Annotated in this window: 24 protein-coding genes; 19 read left to right on the forward strand and 5 right to left on the reverse strand. The window is 42.1% G+C overall.

The window, feature by feature from the left end:
• Window positions 1–86: 86 nt before the first annotated feature.
• The 4 genes from ACTWP7_RS14480 (at window position 87) to ACTWP7_RS14495 (ending at window position 6,181) form a co-directional block, all read left to right on the forward strand.
• Window positions 87–1,112: a TIGR00341 family protein gene (locus tag ACTWP7_RS14480; RefSeq protein ID WP_443123795.1), complete on the forward strand. Its 1,026-nt coding sequence runs from the start codon at window positions 87–89 to the stop codon at window positions 1,110–1,112.
• A gap of 430 nt (window positions 1,113–1,542) precedes the next feature.
• Window positions 1,543–3,288 carry an ABC transporter ATP-binding protein gene (locus ACTWP7_RS14485; RefSeq protein WP_443123863.1) on the forward strand — a complete coding sequence of 582 codons (1,746 nt, stop codon included), beginning with the start codon at window positions 1,543–1,545 and terminating at the stop codon, window positions 3,286–3,288.
• Window positions 3,285–5,321, forward strand: a complete 2,037-nt coding sequence (locus ACTWP7_RS14490) for an ABC transporter ATP-binding protein (RefSeq protein WP_443123796.1) — start codon at window positions 3,285–3,287, stop codon at window positions 5,319–5,321. Before ACTWP7_RS14485 ends, ACTWP7_RS14490 begins: the two co-directional genes overlap by 4 nt.
• A gap of 32 nt (window positions 5,322–5,353) precedes the next feature.
• Window positions 5,354–6,181, forward strand: a complete 828-nt coding sequence (locus ACTWP7_RS14495; protein WP_443123797.1) for a S1C family serine protease — start codon at window positions 5,354–5,356, stop codon at window positions 6,179–6,181.
• Here ACTWP7_RS14495 and ACTWP7_RS14500 read toward each other — a convergent pair.
• A complete protein-coding gene (locus ACTWP7_RS14500; RefSeq protein WP_443123798.1) occupies window positions 6,178–6,804 on the reverse strand; it encodes a flavodoxin family protein in 627 nt (208 codons plus the stop codon). The genes ACTWP7_RS14495 and ACTWP7_RS14500 overlap by 4 nt on opposite strands.
• Window positions 6,805–7,215: 411 nt before the next feature.
• Here ACTWP7_RS14500 and sigI point away from each other — a divergent pair, with 411 nt between their 5' ends.
• From sigI to ACTWP7_RS14530, 6 genes are all read left to right on the forward strand, one after another.
• Window positions 7,216–7,953, forward strand: coding sequence for an RNA polymerase sigma-I factor (gene sigI, locus ACTWP7_RS14505; protein ID WP_443123799.1), 738 nt, complete (start codon window positions 7,216–7,218; stop codon window positions 7,951–7,953).
• The gene (locus tag ACTWP7_RS14510) at window positions 7,950–9,548 is read left to right on the forward strand and encodes an anti-sigma-I factor RsgI family protein (RefSeq protein WP_443123800.1); all 1,599 of its coding nucleotides are present in this window, start codon (window positions 7,950–7,952) and stop codon (window positions 9,546–9,548) included. Before sigI ends, ACTWP7_RS14510 begins: the two co-directional genes overlap by 4 nt.
• Before the next feature lie 74 nt (window positions 9,549–9,622).
• A complete protein-coding gene (locus tag ACTWP7_RS14515) occupies window positions 9,623–10,024 on the forward strand; it encodes a DUF1499 domain-containing protein (RefSeq protein ID WP_443123801.1) in 402 nt (133 codons plus the stop codon).
• Complete coding sequence (locus ACTWP7_RS14520) at window positions 10,021–11,442, forward strand: dihydrolipoyl dehydrogenase family protein (RefSeq protein WP_443123802.1); 1,422 nt, start codon at window positions 10,021–10,023, stop codon at window positions 11,440–11,442. The genes ACTWP7_RS14515 and ACTWP7_RS14520 overlap by 4 nt, the downstream gene beginning before the upstream one ends.
• 564 nt (window positions 11,443–12,006) lie before the next feature.
• Window positions 12,007–13,569, forward strand: a complete 1,563-nt coding sequence (locus tag ACTWP7_RS14525) for a bifunctional GNAT family N-acetyltransferase/carbon-nitrogen hydrolase family protein (RefSeq protein ID WP_014642392.1) — start codon at window positions 12,007–12,009, stop codon at window positions 13,567–13,569.
• Between the two features lie 15 nt (window positions 13,570–13,584).
• The gene (locus ACTWP7_RS14530) at window positions 13,585–14,214 is read left to right on the forward strand and encodes an SDR family oxidoreductase (RefSeq protein WP_443123803.1); all 630 of its coding nucleotides are present in this window, start codon (window positions 13,585–13,587) and stop codon (window positions 14,212–14,214) included.
• A 206-nt stretch (window positions 14,215–14,420) separates the two neighbouring features.
• Here the strand turns inward: ACTWP7_RS14530 and ACTWP7_RS14535 are convergent, their stop codons facing one another.
• The gene (locus ACTWP7_RS14535; protein ID WP_443123804.1) at window positions 14,421–14,654 is read right to left on the reverse strand and encodes a YhdB family protein; all 234 of its coding nucleotides are present in this window, start codon (window positions 14,652–14,654) and stop codon (window positions 14,421–14,423) included.
• 195 nt (window positions 14,655–14,849) lie between these two features.
• On the opposite strand from ACTWP7_RS14535, the gene ACTWP7_RS14540 reads away from it, so the two are divergent.
• The 8 genes from ACTWP7_RS14540 (at window position 14,850) to ACTWP7_RS14575 (ending at window position 21,863) form a co-directional block, all read left to right on the forward strand.
• Window positions 14,850–15,317 carry a hypothetical protein gene (locus ACTWP7_RS14540; protein WP_443123805.1) on the forward strand — a complete coding sequence of 156 codons (468 nt, stop codon included), beginning with the start codon at window positions 14,850–14,852 and terminating at the stop codon, window positions 15,315–15,317.
• A 125-nt stretch (window positions 15,318–15,442) separates the two neighbouring features.
• On the forward strand, window positions 15,443–15,982 hold the full coding sequence (locus ACTWP7_RS14545; protein WP_014642396.1) for a YhcN/YlaJ family sporulation lipoprotein: 540 nt from the start codon (window positions 15,443–15,445) through the stop codon (window positions 15,980–15,982).
• 733 nt (window positions 15,983–16,715) lie between these two features.
• Window positions 16,716–17,213, forward strand: a complete 498-nt coding sequence (locus ACTWP7_RS14550) for a GNAT family N-acetyltransferase (protein ID WP_443123806.1) — start codon at window positions 16,716–16,718, stop codon at window positions 17,211–17,213.
• Between the two features lie 92 nt (window positions 17,214–17,305).
• A complete protein-coding gene (locus ACTWP7_RS14555; RefSeq protein WP_443123807.1) occupies window positions 17,306–18,718 on the forward strand; it encodes a SpoVR family protein in 1,413 nt (470 codons plus the stop codon).
• 144 nt (window positions 18,719–18,862) lie between these two features.
• Window positions 18,863–19,396, forward strand: coding sequence for a hypothetical protein (locus tag ACTWP7_RS14560; protein ID WP_443123808.1), 534 nt, complete (start codon window positions 18,863–18,865; stop codon window positions 19,394–19,396).
• Between the two features lie 187 nt (window positions 19,397–19,583).
• On the forward strand, window positions 19,584–20,324 hold the full coding sequence (pyrH, locus tag ACTWP7_RS14565; RefSeq protein ID WP_014642401.1) for a UMP kinase: 741 nt from the start codon (window positions 19,584–19,586) through the stop codon (window positions 20,322–20,324).
• 94 nt (window positions 20,325–20,418) lie between these two features.
• The gene (gene dat / locus ACTWP7_RS14570) at window positions 20,419–21,306 is read left to right on the forward strand and encodes a D-amino-acid transaminase (protein WP_443123809.1); all 888 of its coding nucleotides are present in this window, start codon (window positions 20,419–20,421) and stop codon (window positions 21,304–21,306) included.
• Between the two features lie 116 nt (window positions 21,307–21,422).
• A complete protein-coding gene (locus tag ACTWP7_RS14575; protein ID WP_443123810.1) occupies window positions 21,423–21,863 on the forward strand; it encodes a hypothetical protein in 441 nt (146 codons plus the stop codon).
• A 59-nt stretch (window positions 21,864–21,922) separates the two neighbouring features.
• On the opposite strand, the gene ACTWP7_RS14580 is transcribed toward ACTWP7_RS14575, so the two are convergent.
• Window positions 21,923–22,558: a YczE/YyaS/YitT family protein gene (locus ACTWP7_RS14580; protein ID WP_443123811.1), complete on the reverse strand. Its 636-nt coding sequence runs from the start codon at window positions 22,556–22,558 to the stop codon at window positions 21,923–21,925.
• A gap of 150 nt (window positions 22,559–22,708) precedes the next feature.
• On the opposite strand from ACTWP7_RS14580, the gene ACTWP7_RS14585 reads away from it, so the two are divergent.
• Window positions 22,709–23,467 carry a (S)-benzoin forming benzil reductase gene (locus tag ACTWP7_RS14585; RefSeq protein WP_443123812.1) on the forward strand — a complete coding sequence of 253 codons (759 nt, stop codon included), beginning with the start codon at window positions 22,709–22,711 and terminating at the stop codon, window positions 23,465–23,467.
• Window positions 23,468–23,521: 54 nt separating this feature from the next.
• On the opposite strand, the gene ACTWP7_RS14590 is transcribed toward ACTWP7_RS14585, so the two are convergent.
• Window positions 23,522–24,502, reverse strand: a complete 981-nt coding sequence (locus ACTWP7_RS14590; RefSeq protein ID WP_443123813.1) for a S66 family peptidase — start codon at window positions 24,500–24,502, stop codon at window positions 23,522–23,524.
• Window positions 24,503–25,194: 692 nt separating this feature from the next.
• Window positions 25,195–25,716 carry a dihydrofolate reductase family protein gene (locus ACTWP7_RS14595; protein WP_443123814.1) on the reverse strand — a complete coding sequence of 174 codons (522 nt, stop codon included), beginning with the start codon at window positions 25,714–25,716 and terminating at the stop codon, window positions 25,195–25,197.
• Between the last annotated feature and the right edge of the window lie 83 nt (window positions 25,717–25,799).

A 25,799-nucleotide genomic window follows, 5' to 3' on the forward strand; every position in this document is an offset into this window, starting at 1 on the left:
CTCCTTTAGTAACGTGTAATTAGTATGCGGAAAAAGGGGCACATTATTAACAAATTGTAGTTTGCGGGATGGAAGGGAGGCAGCGTATGAATCTCCAATTAATAGAAGTTTATATACCGGACCATCATTTTGATTCTATACACGATAAGCTTAAGGAATACGACCATCAATCGTTTTGGGTTTCCAGTGAGTCCGAGGATCGGACTCTTGTCCGGATTCTCGTTAAAACGAGCGGAGTAGAAGAAATTCTTGATTATCTGGAAGAGGTATCGAACGTAGTAGAAGGTTTTGAGACTATGCTTATCCCGGTTCAAACATATTTATCGAAAGACACCCTCCATAAAGAATCGAAAGAAGCAAAGGAAGATGAGGAGTCTGAGAAAGAACAGGCACTTCTATTAAGAGCCAGTCGTCATGAACTGTTGAATTATGTTGAAAAAAACAGTCAGATTAATATGAATTACTCCCTTATGATCATCCTGTCCGCTATTGTAGCGACGGTTGGATTTCTGAAGGACAGCGAGGCAGTCGTTATTGGGGCGATGGTGATCGCTCCTATGATCGGTCCCGTCATCGCTATTGCGTTTTCATCTATATTGGGAGATTATAAGCTGCTTTGGAAATCCGTGGTGACCTCTATCTATGGGGTAGCGATTGTATTGATCGTCTCGGTGCTTTTTGGGTATTTCACGGATATGGGCATGGGCACGGATCAGTACTTGGATCGGACTAAAGTTACAATCGTGGATATTTTTCTCGGGGTGGCATCCGGAGCTGCAGGAGCGCTTGCCTTTCTGAACCGCCTCTCAGGAAATCTTGTCGGGGTGATGGTAGCTGTTGCTTTGCTGCCGCCCAGTGTTGCTCTTGGCATGTCTTTCGGAAATGGATCTTATATGAATGCGTATGGAGCTTTTTTGCTTGTTGTGGTAAATATAATGTCGATTTTACTTGCGGCAGTTACCATTTTTTCGATCAGCGGCATACGCCCTGTCCGCTGGGAAGCCGTAAAAAGGGCAAACGTATCACGTCCTTTGTCTATTGTATTTGTCTTTGTCATTGTGGCAGCTCTTGCGCTGGTTCTGCTTTTAGGAAAGGATGTTAATCTCCGGTGACAGCGCGATTTAGAATGTTTTTACAAAACTTTTCAAATAGACCATTGAATTAATTTTTTGAAAATTATATAATTAATAATCATTTACACTAAAGGAGGTTGCGACGATGGGAAACGTATATGCACAGCAAATTACAAATTTCATACTTGTCGTGGCCGACAGGGACGTTTGTTGAACGTCGCTTTTTTCGCAAAATGATCAATTAATAGGCTGCGCAAATGCGTGCCCTATTCAGTATGTGTATGTTAAGCATACGTCGTAGCCGGCGTATGCTTTTTTGTTGTTGTACAGGTGAACAGCGCCTGTTTAACATAAATAAAAGAATTCAAGGAGGTACTTATGAAATGGAGACCACTGTGCTCAGAAAAGAATGGAACGAAGATTGGAAAGAAAGTGGCTAGCTAGGAAAGAATGAAAGGACGTGTCAGATATGTTTAGTGTACTCGTAAAATTGCGATGGTTTTTTAAAACCTATTGGAAACGATATACGTTTGCTATTTTAGCGCTGATCGTTGTTAGTGCGATTGATCTTATTCCTCCAAAGCTGGTAGGAATGGCGATTGATGAAATTCAATTCAACACACTTACCCCGGAACGGTTAGGAGAAATTATCCTGTTCTATGGCGGGATCATTGTTGCCAGTTACTTATTATCCTATTTATGGGACTATACGCTCTTCAGCGGGGCGATGATTATGGAAAGAACCATGCGCTCAAGGCTGATGAATCACTTTTTGAGAATGACTCCAGCTTTTTTCGGTAAAAACCGGACCGGAGACTTGATGGCAAGAGCCACAAACGATTTAAAAGCGCTCACGATGACAGCCGGTTTCGGGATTTTGACCTTAATTGATTCTACCGTCTTTATGTTTATGATCATTGCTATGATGGGATTTACTATTAGCTGGAAGCTTACATTGGCTGCGCTTCTTCCATTGCCAATTATGGCTGTCGCGATGAACAAATATGGAAAAGTCATTCATGAACGGTTTACGGAAGCTCAGACGGCTTTTGGAGAGATGAATAACAATGTGCTGGAATCGGTGCGGGGCGTCCGGGTGATCCGGGCTTTTGTTCAAGAACGAAATGAAGACCACCGTTTTCAGCAGATGACAGAAGAAGTGTATGACAAAAATGTGGAAGTGGCAAAAATTGAGGCTCTGTTTGAACCTACTATACAAATCCTTGTAGGCCTTTCCTATACGATCGGACTTGGGTATGGAGCTGCGCTTGTGTTTCAAAATGTTATGACGCTTGGAGAACTGGTTTCCTTCAACGTCTATCTCGGGATGTTAATCTGGCCCATGTTTGCGGTCGGAGAGTTAATTAATGTCCTGCAGCGAGGAAATGCTTCCCTGGACCGTGTCAATGAGACGCTTGATTATCAACCGGAAATAATGAATCCTTCCAACCCTAGGAACGTGAACAGGCCGGAGCAAATTGTATTTAAAGAGGTAAGCTTTCAGTACCCTCAATCGGAAGCTGAAAGATTAAAAAACGTGAGTGTAGCGATCGAACGAGGTCAGACAATCGGTATTGTAGGCAAAACAGGAGCGGGAAAGACCACCTTTTTCCGTCAGCTGCTTAGAGAATATCCAGGACTTGAAGGAGAGCTTTTGATTAACGGAACAGATATCCACTTACTTGATCTTGGTACTACACGCTCCTGGATTGGCTATGTGCCCCAGGATCAGGTTCTGTTTTCGAAAACGGTTCGAGAAAACATTCAATTCGGTAAGGCAGGGGCGACGGATGAGGAGATCTACCGGGTATTAAAGCTGGCATACTTTCTGGAGGATATCAAGAATCTTCCAGCTGGACTGGATACAAAGGTCGGAGAAAGCGGCGTCACTCTTTCCGGTGGTCAGAAGCAGAGAGTCTCCATTGCCCGCGCATTCATCATGAATCCCGAGATTTTAATTCTTGATGATGCCATGTCTGCAGTAGATGGAAAAACCGAGGCTAATATTATCGAGCATTTACGGAAGGAAAGACATGGTAAAACTACGCTGATTGCTGCTCATCGTTTGTCTGCCGTAACCCACGCAGACCATATTATTGTTCTAGAGGAAGGGCGCATCGCAGAAGAAGGAACACATGAACAGCTTATTAAACAGGGCGGCTGGTACCAAACTCAATATGAGCGCCAGCAGCTAGAAGGGGAGGTGGAGGAATGAAAGGAAAACATTCCACGACCGAACGAAAATTGTTCCGATATGCGTTACATTTCAAAAAGAACATTCTCATTGGTCTGATATGTCTGGTTATAGCTGTAGCTCTTGAACTCACGGGCCCATTCATAGCTAAACGTTTGATTGACGAACATATCGTGGGGATAGAAGATCAGTGGCATCAGGTGGAGTCAGCTGATGATTATACGGTTCGTTACGAAGAGCGCCTTTACAAGCGCGATGACCGTCTGGAAGAGGGAGAGGAAATCAGTGGAACGTCAACGATTTTACAAGTAGGACGCTCGTACTACTTCATTCCAGAGGAAGTCCCGGCTAGCGGCAATCGATCCATTGAGGATAATAGGATACGAATAGAGACGGCGAATGAAACATACACGGCTGATGCACAGTCATTATCGCTGCACCAGCTCTACAGCTTCTTTAGACCGGAAATTCCGTCTATTTATTGGCTGCTGGGCATTTATGTTGGATTGCTATTTATTGCGGCCTTTTTCCAGTTCACTCATACCTTTCTTCTCCAACGATCGTCCAATCGGATTATTCGTAAGATGAGGGATGATTTATTTACGCATATTCAGAAGCTTCCCGTACGGTATTTTATCAACCAGCCGGCTGGTAAAATTGTAGCCAGGGTGACGAATGATACCGAGTCGATTCGAGAGCTGTATGTAAAAGTACTGGCTACTTTTGTTACCAGCTTTTTCTATATGCTGGGGATTTATGTAGCCCTGTTTTTATTAGATGTCAAGTTAGCTCTTATGTGTCTGCTGCTGGTTCCAATTATTTATGGCTGGATGAGGATGTATAAGTACTTTGGCGGTAAGTACAATACAGTCGTGCGATCTACGGTAAGCGACATGAATGGCAATATTAATGAAGCAATTCAAGGGATGTCCATTATCCAAGCATTCAGGCAGGAAAAGCAGACTTCGGATGAGTTTGAGAGTTTAAATGAACGTCACTTCAGTTATCAGAGGAAACTTGTTCGATTAAGTGCGCTCACTTCATTTAATCTTGTAAATGTTCTGCGTAATATCGCTTTCGTAGGGTTTCTGTGGTATTTTGGCTCCCAGTCTTTTGGAGCTGAGGGAATCGTTACTGTGGGAGTGCTATATGCTTTTGTTGACTATCTAAACCGGCTTTTCCAGCCTGTGACGGACCTGGTAAACCAGCTTCCTCAATTGGAAGAGGCCCGTGTAGCCGCCGGTAGGGTATTTGAGTTGCTGGAAGAGGAAGGGGAAGAAAGAAACAGTAGTGAAGCAGCACGATATCGCGGCCAAATAGCTTTTAATCACGTGTCGTTTGCCTATGAAGATGATAATTTCATATTAAAGGATATTAATTTTCAAGTAGAGCCAGGTCAGACGGCTGCTTTCGTCGGCCATACAGGGTCTGGTAAGAGTTCTATTATGAACTTGCTGTTTAGGTTCTATGATCCTCAAATAGGTCAAGTGACAATTGATGGTCACCCAACGACAGAATGGTCACGTCAACAAGTCCGAAGTCATATGGGAATAGTTCTGCAGGATCCTTTCATCTTTACAGGGACTATTTTGTCGAATGTAACGATGAACGATGACCGTATTTCCCGGGAAATGGCTATAGAATCGTTAAAAGCGGTTGGAGCGGATCGTTTTATTGAGAAGCTTCCCGAGCAATATGATGCTCAGGTAAAGGAAAAGGGCGATTCCCTTTCTATGGGGGAAAGACAACTGATTTCCTTTGCCAGAGCATTGGCTTTTGACCCTGCAATTCTAATCCTGGATGAGGCTACGGCGAATATTGACACAGAAACCGAGCAGATGATCCAGAAAGCTTTAGAAGTCTTGAAGGAAGGGCGAACCACACTGGTTATCGCGCATCGTCTATCGACAATTCAGCAGGCAGATCAAATATTTGTATTAAATCATGGTACAATGGTGGAGCAGGGAACGCATGAAGAACTGGTCGCTCTTGGAGGACAGTACTTCCAAATGTACCGTATGCAGCAAGGGTCATCAAAAGTCAGTGCCATGTAGTTTCAATTCTCCTGTCTTAAGGGGGACCGCTCGTGAATGATCGCGAAGACGATAAGCATGATATTATAGATGAAGATTTGTACGAAGAAATAGACGATGAAGAGTTATATGAACTGGTTCAGGAAGAAAGACAAAAGGCGTACGAAAGAGAACGTTTGAAAAAAGAAGAATTAAAAAGCCGGCGTCCTTTTCCAAAGTGGATCTTCTGGTTGATTGCGATCATGATGGTCACAAATATTGTAGCTGTACTGCCCAATACGTTTTCCATCCCGGCCGTAGATTTTCTAATGACCTCTGCCAAGCTTTCATCTGATGAACAGGTGAAGGAATACAAGCAATCGGTTGTGGTAGTGGAAGCAGGGCAAAGCAAAGGTACAGGTTTTGCCATTAAGGAAGACGGGACCATTCTTACAAACCATCATGTAATTGAGGATGAGAAACGTATTTCCGTTGCTTTTCCTGAACAGGGATTGTTTCAAGCAGAGGTGGTGGAGCAGTACCCTGAAGTGGATTTAGCTGTCCTGAAGGCAGATGGCGAAGATTTTCCTCACTTGGAGCTGGCTGAGCAAACGGCTTTCGAAGAAAATGACCATGTTTATTTCATTGGTAATCCTCTCCGGTTTACTGGAATTGCAAACCAGGGCACAGTTCTAGGATACAAGAATCTCAGTGATTGGAATGATTCTGTACTTATGCTCGATGCCCCGATTTACAAAGGGAATTCAGGAAGTCCGGTTATTAATGAAGCAGGAGAAGTCATTGCGGTGGTTTTTGCTACATTACATGACGACGTAGAAGGAAGAGTAGGGCTTGCTGTTCCGATTGATTATTATTATGAAAAAAGTGCTGCCAAAGATTAAACTTTTGGCGGCACTTTTTTGTCATCTACTTTATTTCCGATAACAGGAATTGGATTGAAATGAAGCAGTTCAGCAAAGTGGATAACGTTATAAGTCATTCTTACGACTTCTTCTTCAATGCAATCCCAATCACTTTGAGCGGGGTCTTCCAGCTTTTCATTACAAATTGCGCTGGCATGAGGGGGTAAAGTGTAGCCGAGCATGGATAAGCGGTAGTGGATCGATTGAGCTGCTAATCTTGCTCCTCCGTCTCCGCCATCTGCGACAATAGCTCCTCCAACTTTATTATAAAAAATTCCTTGCCCCTTTCGATTTTTCAGTTGATGGTATCCCTGAAGTCTCTCTAAGATTAAAGAGGCCAGACTGCTTTTGTCCCCCATAGCAATCGGGGTAGCCAAAAGTAGAATATCTGCTCCCAGTATCTTCTCGAATACAAAAGGCCAATCATCTTCATTATCTAACTGGTCTGTAATTCCGAAGTTAATATGGAAATCCCTTAAGTGGATTCGTTCCACATCGATTTCTTCCCGTTGAAATATTTGAGCGGATTCATGGAGGAGTTTTTCGGTATCAGTTTCTTTTGTGCCTTTTTCTAAACTGCAATTTAATAATACGGCTTTCATTTGTTGGATCCTCCTTTTTATTTGCGCTCTACACAACAGGTTTAACCTACTGCAGCTATATGTAAACCTGACTAATTGTGTTTTTTATCATAGGAATTTAGACACATTGGTATACATTTTAATTCATTTTCTATTGAAGACAACTATATGTATAGTCCATTCGTTATATTTTTTGAAATGTAGATTTAATAAAATGTAAACCTGATGTGGTAGACCCATGCCCCTATATTCAGTACAATAGTCATGGTTAATAACATATCTTTAAAATACAGGTTTGGATGGCGTACAAATAAACGGCTTTTGGCAATATTGGTTAATCCTGTTTTGTAACACAATTGAAATATTTTTAAATAAAACACCCAAAAACTCTGTTTTGAATTCGAAACTATTAATGGCTGGAGGTGGTGAAGGTTGATCAAACGTCTATTGCGCAAAAAAGACACCTCCCTTGATGCACAGATTGAATCCGTTAAACAGGGGGATGAGGAAGCTAGAAACGAAATCCTCAAACAATATCAACCTTTTATTGCCAAAAGTGTTTCTGAAGTATGTAAAAGATATATAGATCCCGGCAAAGACGATGAATTCAGCATTGGTTTATCGGCGTTTAATGAAGCCATCCAAGCGTATTCCTGTGATAAAGGAAGTTCCTTTCTTTCTTTTGCCCGTCTCGTAATCAAACGGAAAGTAATTGATCATATCCGTAATGAAAGAAAATATCCCCTGGCTGTTTCTCTCGACGAACTCAATCACGAGGAAGAGCAAATGGAGAATCCTTCTGAGGTTGCAGCAGCGAGAGAACGCCATCAAATGGAAAAAGAGGCATGGTATAGACGTGAAGAAATTTACGAATTCAAAGAGCAGTTAAAGAAATATAACTTGTCTCTTGAAGATTTAGTGGATGCTTCACCCAAGCATAAGGATGCACGAGATTCAGCTGTTCAAACAGCACGAATCGTTTATCACCATGAGGAGCTTAGAGAGCAAGTCCTTTATAAAGGACGCCTTCCTATGAAAGATCTGGTACGTGAAGTGGATGTGAGTAAGAAAACGCTTGAACGAAACCGAAAATTCATTATTGCCTTAGTTCTCATCTTTGACGGAGATTATATATATCTCAACGACTACCTGAAAGGGGTGGGGGTGTGAGAAAAGGCATTGTCATGGAGCAAAAAAAAGGATATACCATTGTGATGACACATGATGGAAACTTTCACCGTGCGCTTCGGCTCCATGAAGCCGAAGTCGGTATGGAAGTCCATTTTCAGGCGATCTCAAACAACAAACACCTTCGCCCGTTAGGATGGTTATCCAGCATAGTTCCATGGAAAATAGGCATCATAGCTTTGGTACTGGTTATCGCCTGCCTGCCATTTTATATAAAAGATGGCAGCAGACAAGCTTATGCCTATGTAAATATAGATATTAATCCAAGTCTGGAATTAAAATTAAACGAACAACTGCAAGTCATACAGATTACCCCTCGTAATGAGGACGCTGAAAAATTAATAGATATGCTCACAAATTGGAAGAAAAAAAGTGTTTCAGAAGTAGCGTTTGAAATGATTAATATCAGCCGCGAAAATGGTTGGATGAATCAACAAAAACAAGTGCTGATTGGTATTAGTTATTTAAAAACGGATCCAACAGCAAGTTTGGCCGAACGGATGGAACATGAACTGTCGGATCGGGCAAAGGATTTATCAGTAGCAGCGTATAATCTTCCGGCATCCCTTCGTGAACAAGCGCTTGACGCGAACCAATCCGTCAATGAGTGGGTAGCCAAGCAATTGAGCAAAAAACAGTCAAATACAAAAGGTGAAAATTCCATAGATATAATGTCCGAAGAAAAAGAAATAATTCGATCTTTTTTTGAAGAATCACCAAAACGTGAATCCAGTGAGAACAACAGTTCTTCAAGTTTAAAAAACATCGAAGCTCATGGAGAAGAACCATCTACACCTACCGATAAAAAATCGGTTAACTCCAAAGAGAACAAGAATGTTAATCATTCTTCTGATTCTCCACAGAGTTCTTCGGGAGATCAACGCGGATCAACTGAAAAAAAGAATAGGGATACCGACACCCCTCCTTCTTCAAACTTGAAAAAGGATAAGCCTGAGAAGGTGGATCATAAGGTTAACTCAGAAGATGAGTCTTCTGAAGAAAAGAAAAAAGACGAGCCACAATCAAATTCTGGTCAATCGAAGGAAAAGCCTGATAAGCAGTCCTCAAAAGAAAAGAAAAAAGACGAGCCACAATCAAATTCTGGTCAATTGAAGGAAAAGCCAGATAAAGCGTCTTCGGAAGAAAAGAAGAAAGACAAGCCGAAATCAAGTCCTGGTCAATTGAAGGAAAAGCCAGATAAAGCGTCTTCGGAAGAAAAGAAGAAAGACAAGCCGAAATCAAGTCCTGGTCAATCGAAGGAAAAGCCAGATAAAGCGTCTTCGGAAGAAAAGAAGAAAGACAAGCCGAAATCAAGTCCTGGTCAATCGAAGGATAAGCCGGACAAAGCGTCTTCGGAAGAAAAGAAGAAAGACAAGCCAAAATCAAATCCAGGCCAATCGAAAGAGAAGCCGGATAAAGCGTCTTCGGCAGAAAAGAAGAAGGACAAGCCGAAATTCAATTCAGGTCAATCGAAGGATAAATCGGATAAAAAAGAAAAAAGAGAGAAGAAATCGTTGGAATATCAGAAAGAGCAAAAGACTAAAGAACATAAAAACGAAGGTGAAAAAGCATCCTAGAGAGTCTAGGGTGTTTTTTTATTGGATTAAACGTGAATATAGAGGTAGTGTAAAGAAAAGGAGTGGTTTATAGCATGGGAAAACAATATCTTGGAGTGAAGGACGGCCGATTAGCTGAATGTCCTAATTCTCCGAACTGCGTTTCAACTCAAACTGATCAATCAGATAAACAGATGGAACCTTTACCGTTTCATGGAGATTTGAATTCAACGAAAGAAACACTGAAGAAAGTCTTGCAGGAAATGGAGAGAACCAAAGTAGAAATTGAGGAAGAACATTACATTCACGCTCTTGTGGTTACAAAGCTTTTACGATTCAAGGATGATGTAGAGTTTTACTTAGATGACTCAAATCAGCAGGTGCATTTCCGGTCAGCTTCTCGCACGGGTTATTCTGATATGGGAGTAAACCGAAAACGTATGAAAGCTTTCGCTGATGCTTATTATGGATATGTGGAGAAGGAGGACCGCTCATGAGTTATGATTATCAAATCGCCGTTATAGGCGGAGGTTCAGGCGGTCTGACTGTAGCTGCTGGGGCAGCAAGTTTTGGGGCGTCCGTTGCTCTTATTGAAAGAAAGAGTGAACTTGGAGGGGACTGTCTGCATTATGGCTGCATGCCTTCAAAGGCCATGATAGAAGCAGCCAGAGAAGTCCATCAGGCTGGACAGTATTCCGACTTCTCTGAATCGGACTATGACCGCTTGTTTACAGGTGCGATGGAACGAGTAGCGGAAGCAGTGAAAGATGTACAGAACCACGACTCCAAAGATCGCTTCATCAAGCTTGGAATTGATATTTATGAAGCAGAGGCCCAATTCATAGACGAGCATACTTTGCGAGTTGGAGAAGAAACCATTTCAGCGAAACGTTTTGTTATTGCTACAGGTTCGTCACCTGTGGTACCCCCGATTGAAGGCATAGACAGTATTGATTACGTCACAAACGAATCTATTTTTTCTTTACGGAAAAGACCGGCCTCGCTTGGTGTGATCGGAGGGGGCATCATCGGTTCAGAACTCGCTCAGGCGATGTCCCGTTTAGGTGTAGATGTTACGGTCGTTGAAGGTGGGGAACAAATTTTAGCCAAAGAAGATAAGGAAATTGCTGATCTGGCTGAAGGGTTGTTATCCGAGGAAATGCATGTCATAACCGGTGCAAAGGTTGACCGTCTTGAATCTACGAATGAAGGCGTGAAAATTCACTATACGAAGGACGGCTCCACAAATTCGCTAAACGTTGAAAAGTTATTAGTAGCTACGGGACGAAAAGCGAATGTAGATGAGCTCGGTTTAGAACAGGCTGGTGTTGAAACTTCCAACGGTTCGATTGCTGTGGATTCTGCCATGCGAACGACTCAGCGTCATATCTACGCGGTGGGAGACTGTAATGGATCCATGCCGTTCACTCATGTTGCGGGTATGGAAGGAAAAATTGCTGTTTCCAATGCTGTATTTGGCTTATCCAGAAAAGCATCTTATGAAAAAGTGCCCTGGGTAGTATATACAGGCCCGGAGATTTATCATCTCGGGCTTACTGAAGAGGAAGCAAAAGAGCAGTACGGTGAAAAACTCTTGACCTTTAAGACAAAACTTGCCGATAATGATCGCTTTATGGCTGAGCGTCATACCGACGGGCTGGTTAAAGTATTAACTACAAACCGGGGCCGGATTGTCGGAGCTCATGCTATAGGCGAAGGAGCTGGGGAATGGATGCAGGAAATTGGGACGGTTCAAGCATTGAATAAGAAATTCCAGTCAGTTTCTAATATTATCCATCCATATCCGGCCAAAAATAATGTAGTGTCTCAGACCGCCGATTTATACTGGCGGGAGAAATTATTCGACAGTTCATTAAATGAAGCATTGAAATGGTATGTTCGTAAATTTAGATAAAATAAAGAGCTGTCCTGCTTCCGGGTCAGCTCTTTTTCGTTATATAGAGCCTGTGGAAAATATAAAACTAATCGTAATTGCGCTGTTTAGAATAATGAGGCATCTTTTTGCCAAAATAATCATAAAACATGTCTTTCCAAAATAGGGCCGTTATATGAAAGACTCTATTTTGAGATGTTTGTTAGGAAAACAGGTCCTCTCATGAACGACTCGCGACGCCTTCCGGGATATCAGCTGTCATGTCCTGCAGGAGTCTCGCTGTTCCTCTCGGGACCTTGCGATATAAGGTGGTACGGAATTATCTAATTGAAATCTTAATAATAGAAGCGGAAAATCGCTTAATTACCTACCATAGAACTTTTTCTAGATTGTTACTTCAAGGTCATGCTAAAAGACTTTTAGTTCCTCCAGCCATCCCCTCATTTTTCTACACAAAATAAACGAAACCGTTGTTACGCAATCGTGAGCTTTTCTGAAAAAATAGGCAGGAAGATTCTAGACTCGGATTTTTTGGGTTAAGTACGATAGAATTGAGGGAAGAAAGATAATAAGGAGAGGGATTACGTGTCTAAAATAGACTTAACTCAATACGAAAAGAAAATGATCGTACGACATATGCAGGAAAAAGATATAGAGCAGATTTTTGAATTACAGCAAGTTTGCTTTCCGAATATGGAGCCATGGAAGCGAGACCATCTGGAAAGCCATCTGAAAATATTCCCGGAAGGGCAGTTTGTCGTGGAATTTGATGGACAAATTATTGGAAGCTGCTCCAGTCTTGTCGTTAATTTTGATGAATATGATGATCGGCATACGTGGGATGATATAACAGATAAAGGATACATTACCAATCATGACCCTGATGGATACAATCTTTACGGGATCGAAGTTATGGTTCATCCAGGGTATCGCGGTATGAAGATTGGCCGGCGTTTGTATGAAGCACGTAAAGATTTGGCCAGGGAATTGAACTTGAAGAGCATTATCATAGGAGGAAGGATCCCGAATTACCATAAATATGAGGACGAGATGACCCCAAGGGAATATGTAGAAGAGGTCAGAAGTCAAAGTATTTATGATCCGGTACTCACCTTTCAAATTATGAACGGGTTCACGGTCATGCGTATCAACCCAAACTATTTACCGGACGACGATCTTTCCTCTAAATATGCAACGCTGATGGAATGGAATAATATTGACTACCGCGCACGCACGAAGCGGCATTTTAAAACAAGTAATCCCGTTCGGATAATGGTTATTCAATACATGATGAAAAACATCGACTCTTTTGAAGAATTCAAAAAGCAGTGTGAATATTATGTTGATGTGGCTGCCGATTATGGCAGTGATTTTGCGGTCTTTCCTGAAATCTTCACGACCCAGCTTATGTCATTTTTAGAAGAAAAAGTACCATCGAAAGCCGTAAGAAGATTATCGGATTATACAGAGGACTATATTGAAATGTTCACCCATCTGGCTGTGAAGTATAATGTGAATATAATCGGAGGCTCTCACTTTGTAGAGGAAGATGAAAAAATTTATAATATATCTTATTTATTCCGACGAGATGGGACGATTGAGAAACAATATAAGATTCATGTCACCCCAAATGAGCGTACGTGGTGGGGAATTCAACCTGGGGATGCCGTGAAAGTGTTTGATACGGACTGTGGAAAAATCGCCATTCAAATTTGTTATGATATACAGTTTCCTGAATTGGCCCGGTACGCTGTGGATCAGGGAGCGAATATTATATTCGTCCCGTTTTGTACGGATGACCGTCAAGGTTACCTGCGTGTTCGTTACTGCGCTCAAGCACGTGCTGTGGAGAACCAGGTTTACACGGTCATATCGGGTACTGTAGGGAACATGACGCAGGTAGAGAATATGGACATCCAGTATGCTCAGTCCGGTATTTTTACGCCGTCTGATTTTGAATTTGCTCGCGATGGAATTATAGGAGAGTGCAACCCGAACGTAGAAACTGTCGTTGTTGGAGATGTGGACCTGGAGATTTTAAGACGTCAGCGCAAGTCAGGTACTGTAAGACAATTGCAGGATCGCCGGCACGATCTTTTTCAGCTGGACTATAAACTGAAAACAGAAATTAAGCCGGAAAGGACGTAAAGGAGGAAGGTTCCCTTGTTAAGAGACCAAGTAGCTATAGTAACGGGAGCTTTACGGGGGATAGGCCGTGAGCTTGCCTTCCAATTAGCGGCCAAAGAAGTTAAACTTTCGATTCTTGGCAGTTCTGAAGATATTCATAAGACGCGAGAGGATTTGAAGGCTTATGGATATGCAGGTGTACTTTCATTTACAGCGGATGTGAGTAATGAGAACGACGTGGATCATGTAGTTCAGGCAACGAGGAATGCCTATGGCAAAATCGACATTTTAGTAAACAATGCAGGGATTGGGGAAAGCAAACCTGTAGAATCTGTAACCGTTGAAGAATGGAAGAAGACGTTTGATATTAATGTACAAGGGGTGTTTCTCGCTTCAAAATCCGTGCTTCCGTTTATGAGAAAACAAAAATCAGGTACGATATTGACGGTCGCTTCTGATGTGTCGAGATATACGATTCCTGAGAATGGTTCTCTATACACAGCTACAAAATACGCAGTACAAGGCTTCATGGGATCACTGGCGCAGGAAGTGCGCAGCGATGGCATACGTGCGGGTACCATTAATCCTGGTAAAGTGGACACGTACTTTGCAAACACTAAGCAAGGAGAACACAGAAAGTCAGATTGGCTTAAAGTAGAAGTATAGCTCAAGCAATTATTTATATGCTTGAAGCGCCTAAGCATATGGTAATCGATGAGATGCATCTTCATTCGATCCATCAGGATTATCCAAGAATGTAAAAGAAGCAGAATTTGTTCTGCTCTTTTTTACATTAATAACCACCTCAGGTCATCCATATAATGGATGACCTGAGGTGGTGTTTTTTTACATTTCAAATTCTGTATTTTGATTTAATTGAACGCCGGATAGGCAAGTGTTGTTTGTGCATGGTCAATATAATTTAACAAAGCTTCATGGGACTCAAGCATCTGGCTTTCATGTCCTGGGTAGTAACTGGCATGCAGAAACGTCTCAATTTTTTTGGATAAAAACTGGTCTCGCGTGCGTACCATAAGGACAAGTAAATCATCCCACTGACCCCAGATCATAAAATGCAGTGCTTTGTCATAATCCTGATAATTCACTGGGTCACATCCTTCTCAAAAGGATTGTTTTTATTGTCTCCTATTCGGGTAATTATCAGTCAGAAAGTTCGTCACAATTTTGGAAAAAACGAGTGGTTTTGAGCTATTTTTCCCACACGCCATGTTGAGGTTTGTTATGATGGTATAGTAACTTTTAAATAATGTTATTAAGGTATATGAAGGGAGATTACAGTGGTGACCAAGAAACAATGGGAATATGCAAATTTTGGCGGGGTCATCGCCTTCGGGTTATTTCTGCTTTTAAGCTTCGTAACAGCTGAAGCAGATACAGCACACCGTGTGATGGTTTTGTTTTGTGAAGTTATTGGTGCAGCAGTAGTAGTAAACGCATACCTTTCCTTACACCATTTGAATGGGGAAAGAAGGTTTATACCCTTCTCCATTATGATTTTTTTAGGTGCGTGGCTGGTTTATGCGATCGGATACGAAATAGGTGTGGAAGCTTCTACGAACTACAAGTGGATTTGGTTCTTGTTCTTATACATAGTACTAATTGGTGGTTTTATTTTATTAAGGAAAATGTATATTGGACTGACGGGTCCGTTTAAGCTGCTGCCGATATTTTTGTTATTTGTTAATGCTATTTTATTCGTATTTATATTATTTTTTAATATTTGGTGGAGTTTACCATTTTCAGGTTGAAGAGGTCTTTCTTAGAAAGGCCTTTTTATTATGTTATTTGGAGGTTTATTCCGGCAGATGCTTCATCGCATATTTGCTTTTGAACTTCACATACTATGTGTAAGCTGCCTAAGGAGGAATAAACCATGAAAATAAGAGCATTTGCTATTGGTCTTTTAGCTGCATCCTCTCTGGTTGCGTGTCAAGCAGAACAGGAAACAGGTACAGGCCAGGATAACTATGAAGGCGTGCAAAATACGCGTTTTCAGCGTATGGCTGATAATATGTATGAAGAAGGTAACAGGACAAACCGTTATGATAACGACCGGGGTATGGTTCATAATACGAATTATCACGTCGCTAAAGATGCGGCAGTTAATGTTGAAAAAAATGTTAAAGGCGTCGACGAGGCTTACGTTTTAAAAACGCGTGATAATGCGTATGTGGCAGCAGTTATGGACAATAACAGCGGTGAAGAGAATATGACGGACAAGGTGGAAGAGGATATTACCAAGGCTGTAAAAAATACAGATCAGGATATAAACAATGTTTATGTTTCCACCAATCCCGACTTCATTGATTTAACAAATAATTATGTAAATGATGTGGAAAATGGAGAGCCTGTACGTGGCTTTTTCCAGGAGTTCGGTCAAATGGTTGATCGAGTTTTTCCAGAAGCAAACTAGTATAGATAAACCAGGTGCCTCGTAAGAGGACCTGGTTTTTTGCTTGCAGAGAAGCCCTTCATTTCACTCAATTTGATATAATAGAGCCACTCATTTAAAAGATAGGGACTTTTGAACGTTTGTGTTCATTTTCACTAAAGTCTTATTAAGCTAAAGGGTCGGTTAGTTGAAGACTCAGTTTCGAGATGTTTTTATGAGAAGAAAGGTCCTGCGGGGGATGATTCGCTTTCCGCGGGCATGTGCTGAGCCTCCTCGAGCTATGCTCTCCGGGGTCTCACCGATCATGTTCATCCCGCAGGAGTCTTCATCATCCCCCTCCGGACCTTGCCAAATTAGAAGCTCGAAACCACTTTAACCATCACCTGCATAATGAAGTATTATCCAATGTAGTTAGGATGTAACGACACACATCGCCCGTCATGAAAGCATTTCATACAGATTACGGAGGAGAACCAATCTCTTCTGGAAGGGTCCGTTCGCAACATTATAGTTGGGGTGGTGGGGAAATGGCGAGACTCCCATGGGAGAAGGAACTAGGTGAGATCCCGCAGGGAGTGAAACGAGCGAGGAAGCTCACCGTTCCCCCATAGGAAAGCGAGTTATTTCCCCACCAGCCCTCCACATAGAGTAACGGACCCATTTATCTCGAAACTGAGTCTTACAGAAAAGGGAGCTTATCTGTAAAATCAACATGTAGGTTGATCTGAGCTAATACATAAAGGAGGCGCTTGTCATGAGAATCATTACACTTACGCCAATAATGGCTGAAGCTTACGTAAAGTTAGGAGAACAGCTGGAAGCGGAAACAGACTTTCTTTTATATGGGGCTGGGGAACGCCAAATGGGTGTGGAGCAGGCAGAATATATGCTCGAAAGCGTCCAGGAGCAGGAGAATGCAGTTATACTGGCTGCTGAGAACGCCGGGGAACTGATTGGGCATATCATGTGTATTGGCGGGCGTGCAGAGCGAAACCGGCACACCGTTCAGATTGTTACGGGTGTCCTGAAGACGTATCAGGGACAAGGGATCGCTTCTCAATTATTCAGTAAAGTGGAAGAATGGGCGCGGAAGAATCAAGTTCACCGTATGGAGTTGACTGTAATGGTACATAATGAGCCGGCTATCCAGCTGTATAAGAAAGCTGGTTTTATAAAAGAAGGGGTCAAACGTGATTCGTTATATGTTAACCATCAATGGGTAGATGAGTATGCTATGGCTAAAATCCTCTAGTCCCCAATGAAAGATTAGAAGCATCAATCTTTCATGTTCTCTCGCTCCTTCTCATATAGTAAGATAAGTGAAATCAAAGGAGGAGGGGCCCTTTGAAACCAGAGGACCAGAAACAACTGCACAATGCGATCAAGGAAATTACGGAGATTGCCAAGGGATTCGGTCTTGACTTTTATCCGATGCGTTATGAGGTTTGTCCTGATGATATCATTTATACTTTTGGAGCTTATGGAATGCCTACGCGCTTTTCTCACTGGAGCTTTGGAAAACAGTATTACAAAATGAAGATACAGTATGATCTCGGTTTAAGTAAAATTTATGAATTGGTTATAAATTCAAATCCTTGTTACGCCTTTTTACTGAACTCCAATAGTTTGATTCAAAATAAACTGATTGTAGCTCACGTACTTGCCCATTGTGACTTTTTCAAAAATAATGCGCGCTTCCAGAATACAAAGCGGGATATGGTAGAAAGCATGGCGGCGACGGCTGAACGAATTGCCTCTTATGATAAATTATACGGCAAAGCAGAGGTGGAATCTTTTTTAGACGCTGTACTTGCGATACAGGAGCATATCGATCCATCGATTGTACGGCCCAAATTGGCCTGGACGATGGATGAAGATGAAGAAAGTGTGGAGAAATCCATATCCACTCCATACGATGATATTTGGAAGATTGATGAGTCCTCTTCGGAAGATCAATCCATGTACCGTAAGAAAAAGAAATTCCCGCCAAGACCTGAAAAGGACTTGCTCTTGTTTATTGAACAATACAGCCGCGAACTTGAGGACTGGCAGCGCGACATCTTAACGATGATGAGAGAAGAGATGCTTTACTTCTGGCCGCAGCTGGAAACAAAAATCATGAACGAAGGCTGGGCTTCTTATTGGCATGCCAGAATTTTGAGAGAGATGGATTTGACCAGTGATGAAGTGATCGACTTTGCTAAGCTGAATGCGAGTGTTGTGCAGCCTTCAAAAACTCAGCTCAATCCTTATTACTTAGGATTGAAAATATTTGAAGATATTGAGTACAGGTACGATAATCCAACGGAAGAAATGAAAAAGCATGGAATTCAGGAGAATTCCGGCAGAGAAAAGATGTTTGAAGTTCGTGAAATCGAATCGGACCAAAGCTTCATTCGGAACTATTTGACCAAGGAACTTGTGCGCCAGGAAGATTTATACTTATTTCAAAAGCAAGGCCAGAAATATAAAATTACGGATAAGGACCATGAGGCGGTAAGAGATCAGCTGGTCACAATGAGAGTCAATGGAGGTTTCCCTTACATTACGGTTCAGGATGGAGATTATATAAAGAGTGGAGAGCTATATTTAAAGCATCATTACGAAGAGGTTGAACTGGATGTCAGTTATTTAGAGAAAACGATCCCTTACGTGTATCAATTGTGGGGGCGCCCGGTCCATTTAGAAACTAGAATAGAACATAGAGATGTAGTGTTCAGCTACAGCGGTAAAAAAATACAGAAGAAATACTTATAATAGCGAAGACTGTCGATGCAGGGACTTACTAAAGCCCGCGGAGACAGTCTTTTTTACTATCTTGGAATTGTTAGGCGGACGTCTGTAAAAAATCTGGTATAATATTCTAAAGATTCATTATATCGGATGCGAGAGGTGGAAGCGATGAAAGCACTCCGTTGGACATTGTATGGTTTTCTGGCTGTTCTGCTGATCGTTATTATTTTTTTTCAGATCAACAAAGACTTCAACCAGCTTGCGCAGGGGCAGGCATATCCCATGACAACTTCCCCTGAAAGACGTCCTGTTTCTCTGACTTCGTCGCCTCTCGAAATTGAAGGTTCAGGTGTCCAGGTTACTCCGTTGTATCACGGTCTGGATACGGGGAAACTTTACCTGGGAATTTCATATGGAAAGTTAGATCTGTCACAAAAGAAGAATTATAAGTGGAAGAAAGAAGATGGTGCTGTTCAGTTTTTGGTCAAGGTTGTAGATACGAATGGGACAAACTTTAGTGGAAAGACGACAGGAACGGTAAAGGGGACATTTTCTACTTTTCAATATGTACAGGTGGAAGATTTTGATGTACACGAAAAGACGGAGGCTCTCACCCTGTTATTCTACCCACTTATGGATAAAAAAGGGAAAGATGTTCCAAGCGAACAACCAAGCTTTCAAGTAAATGTCCCTATACAGTGAAGAAACGTTACTTCCCTGACAGCATATGATACAATGATGAATAGCTAATAACATGAGAGGAGCGGGAACTATGAAGGCTTTTACACAACGTTTAGTTAACCAATGGCCGAATGGTTATTTCCGCTCCAGAAGTAGAGAGCATAGACTTTTGTCTATGCTCTTTTTTTAAACCGGGGAGGACATGTTGATGAGGTATAAACGAGTACTGTTGAAAATCAGCGGAGGAGCACTCAGTGGGGAGAGCCAGGAAAATTTTGATCATACCAGCCTGGAACATATAGCGAATGAAATTCTCAATCTGACGGAAGCCGGTGTCGAGGTTGCCCTGGTAGTAGGCGGAGGTAACATCTTCAGGGGAAAAACAGCAGAAGTGTGGGGGATCGATCGAGTAGAGGCTGATAATATAGGAACTATAGGCACTGTGATTAACAGTTTGATGCTTCGCGGGGTTTTAAAAAATAAAACTGAGAAAGAAGTTCGAGTGATGACCTCGATCCCGATTACTTCCGTAGCTGAACCCTATATACGCTTAAAAGCCATGTATCATCTTGATAAAGGGTATATCATTATACTGGCGGGTGGAAACGGCCAGCCTTTTGTGACGACCGATTATCCTGCCGTCCAGCGTGCCATTGAACTGGAGTGCGATTCCATTCTTGTAGCCAAGCAGGGAGTTAACGGAGTATATACAGCGGATCCTGTAACGAATCAGGATGCTAAATTATATGGAAATCTAAATTATAATGATGTTTTGCTGCAGGATATTCAGGTAATGGATCAATCAGCCTTATTGTTAGCGCGGGACCATCAAATACCTGTACACATCTTTAATTTTAATCAGTCGGGAGTCATGATGGACTTGTGCAAAGGGAAAAACTTCGGTACCCTTATTTCCAATCATCCTTCCACATTTCAAGAAGAACTGTAGGGAAAATGAAGGATCATGAGTAAAAACGTGTTTGAAGACAGCGTTTTTTGATAAACTAGGCGTTAATGAATGAATTTGTAAGGAGGACGATCTCATGACCATTTATGATCGCATATTAACAGAAGATGACTTTATTCATCAGGACGAACTCCGCTATCCGTTTGAGGAACGGGGATTGCAGTTCGGCGATGGCATTTACGAAGTTATCCGCGTCTATAACGGCAAATTTTATCTATTAAAAGAGCATGTAGAGCGTTTATATAGATCAGCAGCCGCTGTAAAAATAAATGTGCCTTATACACAGGAAGAAATGTATGATCATTTAAAACGTTTATTGGAACTCAACAAGGTAGAAAGCGACGCGAAAGTGTACTTACAAATCACCCGTGGTTCGGCGCCGAGGAATCATGCGTTTCCTAAGGACACAGCAGCTAATCTTTACGCTTATGTGAAAGACTTGCCGCGTCCAACGGATTTAATAGCTGGCGGTGTCCATACCATTACACATGAAGATGTGCGCTGGGACTGGTGCTACATTAAAAGCCTGAATCTGCTTCCAAATGTTATGGCCAAACAAGCAGCTGAAGAACAGAATTGTTACGAAGCGGTGCTTCATAAAGACGGAGAAGTTACCGAATGCAGTTCTTCCAATGTGTATATGGTGAAGAATGGGAAGGTTTATACGCACCCAGCTAAGAAAAACATTTTGCACGGATGTGTAAGAATGCGTGTAGAAGCTTTCTGCGACTCCCAGAATATTGATTTTGTAGAAGAATCGTTTGAAGTTGAAGATCTTCAATACGCAGATGAATTGTTTTTATCCAGCAGTACATCAGAGATTATGCCGATCTTAAAAGTGGATCATCTGCAGATTGGAGATGGAAATCCAGGAGCTGTCACGCGTCTTCTTCAGCAGCGGTACGAAGAGGAAGCCGGTATATCTCCGGAGTCCTCAATTTTCAGCAATCAAAAAGCTCAATAAATAAAATAAAGGTATGCTTGGCCTTTGGCTGGCATACCGCTTTTTTGTTCTTTGGAGTTATAGAAAGGAATTATGATATAATTCCAACGAACCATTGATGAAATGGAGGAATAAGAATGGGAAAAGTCAATCTTGAGCTATCTCAGAAACAGTATGAAAAATTAGTAGAGACCGTATATTTGGGCACTTGGATGGTTAATTCCACTCGCATGGAACTGGATGACGAGTTTGAGGATGTACGAGAGCTTGTACTGGCCAAGTATAAAGAAGCGGGGCTTGAGGATCGAGTTGTTCATCAGGAGGAAATGGGCGTTTATGATTTGGATGTTGATTATGAATCTAAGCTGCTCGATACGTACGTAGAGGAATACGATGAGTTCAGTTTCTGGGATAAGCTAGTCGAAAAACTCGCTGATAAAGAAATGGCCGAGCGTTATGGTTCGAATCAGGATAAGATGACCGATGAAATGATGGAAGAACGTGTGCAAATAGAAGAGAAAATTGGTCAGAAGTTAGAAGAAACCGGAGTGACGAAGCTTAATTTCACCGATGAATAAGAAGTATATAAGAAGTATAAAAAGCGTGAAACGGTTATGTTTCACGCTTTCTTTGTTATTCAGTCCGACGCACTGGAAGAACGGGCGGAATCTGACCACAGCCTGGCAATTGGCCGCGCCCAGAAGTAAGACCATTGGATAAAGGGTCCTAACAATAATGCAACGATCAGTGTTCCTATGCCCACTGGCGCGCCTAAAAGATAACCAACAAAAGCCATCGCTGATTCTGCTATAATCCGAATAAAGCCTTTGGATTGTTTGGTTTTTTCATTCATAATCATCATAAAGTGGTCAAGCGGGATCCGCGGGAAGGGAGTGCGTAAATAAACAGCAACGCCCATAGCCGTAGCAAGCAATCCGAGGGAAAAGGTTCCCCACTGAGTCCACCATACTTCATATTTTGCGTTCTCAAGCATCCCGTATAAAAACAAATCTACGGTCCGTCCCCTAATAATAATAGGGATGAGAGACTCATATTGCGGGCGTTTTTTTTCAAGCCACGCATTGAGCAGCAGTAAAATGACAAAAGCTGCAATCATAACGGAGCCTACCGTAACTGGAAAGCGCATAGATAAACCTACAGCTATACTATCGGCAGGTCCTACTCCCAAACCAGATTTAATAATCAGGGCAAGACCCAGACTGGAGATTACGAGCCCGCCTGCATAAATGATAAATAAGTAGAGATACTTCATGTCAGACTCCTTCTTCTATCAGTCAAACTCGTGCTTTATTTATCATATACGCTGCTATTTGAGATGTAAAGCAGTCCGCGGGCGCGGTTAGGTTTTCTATTCAGGAAGACGGGAATAATGAGAAATAGCAGATAAAAGGAGGATTTTCACATGCAGTATGCTATTGTTACCGGAACATCACGTGGACTTGGTGAGTCCATTGCGAAACAGTTTATAGAAAAAAATGTTCACTTAATCTCTGTATCAAGAAACGAAAATAAGTCTTTACAGAAGCTGGCTGATGAAAGAAAGGTGAGCTATACTCACATTTCCTGTGACTTGAGTGACCCTGGCCAATTGGAGGAAGGTATTGAGAAGGTTGTTAACGAAGCGTTTCACGAAGATACCCACTATGTATATCTGGTAAATAATGCTGGAGTGATTGAGCCAATTAACCCGGTGGGTCAATTAGAGCCTGCTTCTGTTCAGAAGCATTTTCAGGTAAATGTGACAGCTCCTGTTCTTTTGATTAATCGTTGTCTGGCAGAAGCGAATAAAAAAGAGATCGGGACCTCGATTATTAATATCACTTCCGGTGCAGCTGAACGTCCGGTTCACGGGTGGAGTACATATAGCAGTGCAAAAGCGGCTATTAATCGGTTTACTTCCACCCTTGCGTTAGAGCAGGAAGGGAACAAGCATGTAATATTGGCTTTCAGCCCAGGAGTCATGGACACGGATATGCAAGGAGAAATACGTGCCTCTTCTAAAGAGGAGTTCAAAGACGTAGATAAATTTAAACAGATGAAGGAAGAAGATCAGCTGCGATCTCCTCATGAAGTAGCATCTATTCTTATGGATCTGATCAATGAACCTAAAGAGATCGAGAATGGAAAAGTGTATAAAGTATACGATTTGGTTAATGAATAAACCAGCAGAAAGGACGGCTCAGCCCGTCCTTTTGTTTGGTGTATGAAGCTGCAGTTAATACTCTATCATCTGAATGGAAGCTTTTTGACCTGAAGCCTGAATGGCAGCTTTCCCACCGATAGGAAAAGTGAACTGCGGTGTAGTATGGCCGAAGCTCGCCTGAGCAATGACCGGGATGTTTGAGAGTTCCTGCTTCGATTTAATGATCGCGTGGATGTGATCCAGTCTAACGTTCGATTCTTTTTGGAATCGGCCAATGACAAGTCCCTTCACTTGATCAAACCCAGGCTGATGAATGAGGGATTGCAGATCACGGTCAAAGGTTTGTGGAATGGTCATTTCATCATCCTCAAGAAAAAGAATCGTGTTCTCAAGTGCAGGCATAAATTCGGTCCCCTGAAGAAGATTTAATGTACATAAATTCCCTCCAAGCGTTCTTCCTGTGGCCGATCCTTCATTGATCACAGCATAGCCTTCATTTGTATAAAATTGACGGTTATCCTGATTGAGGAACCAGCGGTCATCACTCCAATGATCCGCTTGCTCTATAAAGTAAGGTGTTGTTTGAGTAAACATCTGGCGAAAGTGATCCCACGTATATTCGATTCCTTTTTTCATGCCGAATGTAGAAAAATGGGGGCCGTTATAGGTGACGAGTCCAGTTTTTTGGTAAATGGCATTTGAAAGAATCGTAATATCTGAAAAGCCGCAGAAGATTTTTGGGTTTTGGCGTATCAAGTCATAATCCAGATAACGCAGCAGCTGATTGCTGTCAAAACCTCCAATCGTCGTAAGGACCATGGTAACTTGCTCGTCGTTGAAAGCTTCGTGAAGATCAGCGATTCTTTTTTCAATGGATTGAGAGAGCGCAGAATCATCGTTTATCTCTGCATATGTACTATAACTAACACGGACACCAAGCTGTTCCAAGCGCTGAATCGCAAGCTTGCGCTGATCTTCAGCAATAATAGATAAGCTCTCAGCAGGGGATACAACCCGTATTTCGTCCCCTTTTTTTAATTTGTCTGGAAACATAAAATTCCTCCTTTTCCTGAATGCGGTTTATTTCTGTTGATTTTTTATAAGAAGCTTATTACATAATAGGGCCGCTTACTGTAAGACCCAGTTTCGAGATATCTTGGGTCCGTTACGATATGAGCAGCGGGCTGGTGGGGAAATAACTCGCTTTCCTATGGGGGAACGGTGAGCTTCCTCGCTCGTTTTCACTCCCTGCGGGATCTCACCTAGTTCCTTCTCCCATGGGAGTCTCGCCATTTCCCCACCAACCCAGCCACAGGAGAATAACGAACCCTTTCAGAAGAGAGAATGCTCTTCTTCTAAATAGGTCCTAAATGCTTCGATGATAAGCTATTTCACATCGTTTTAGCATGAAATACACTCTTCATCCCATCCTTTTTTCTCGTCAAGCAACCAGTGTATTTAGTGGTTTCGAATGTCTGATTCGGCCAGGTCCGGAGGGGGACGATGCAGACTCCTGCGGGATGAACATGATCGGTAAGATCCCGGAAGGCGAAGCCTGAGGAAGCTTACCACATGCCCGCGGAAAGCGAAATCGTCCCCCGAAGGACCTTCCTCATAACCAATATCTCGAAATTAAGTCATACAGAAAAGGGAGCTTAACTTTATAATCAACAAGGAAGTTTAACGAGCTATTAATAAAAGTGCGAAGGGGGCATTAGCTAATAGTAGGTCTTAGTGTACTTTACCTATTTAAGCTGATAGGTAAGTACGATCATCCCATCATCGAACTTTTCTGTCTTTAATAAATCGAGCTGCTGCTCTTTTTGATGCGGCTTGAACAGAGAAATCCCGCTGCCGATTAAGGTGGGCTGGATCGCCAGATGGTATTCATCAATAAGCCCCATGCTTACAAAATGGTCAATCAACTGTGCTCCGCCAACTAGCCAGATATTTTTATCTGCTTTTAGTACATTCAACAGCGGAAGAATTTGTTCGGGCTGAATGAAGGTGGCATAGGAATCGTGACCTTCTTTCGTACGGCTTACTACATAGACATCTTTGGATTGGTAAGGAAACTCGCTCGTTAATTCAAAGATTTGTTCGTAGGTTTTTCTCCCCAGGATCACGGTGTCCATTTGATTGAAAAACGTTTCAAATCCATAATCTGTTCCACTCTCCTGCCCATCCCACAGCCAGTCAATCGAACCGTCTTCTCTGGAAATGTAACCATCCAGACTTTGCGCAATGTATAACACGACCTTCCCCATGATGAACCATCCTTTTTGAATTTTCTTGCAAAACTGTTCCCGTTCATCATATAATAATTGAAGATGAAATAGAAGGGACTGAC

Origin of the sequence: Halobacillus sp. B29 (assembly GCF_052246755.1) — a bacterium.
In the GTDB taxonomy this organism is placed as follows: domain Bacteria; phylum Bacillota; class Bacilli; order Bacillales; family Halobacillaceae; genus Halobacillus; species Halobacillus halophilus.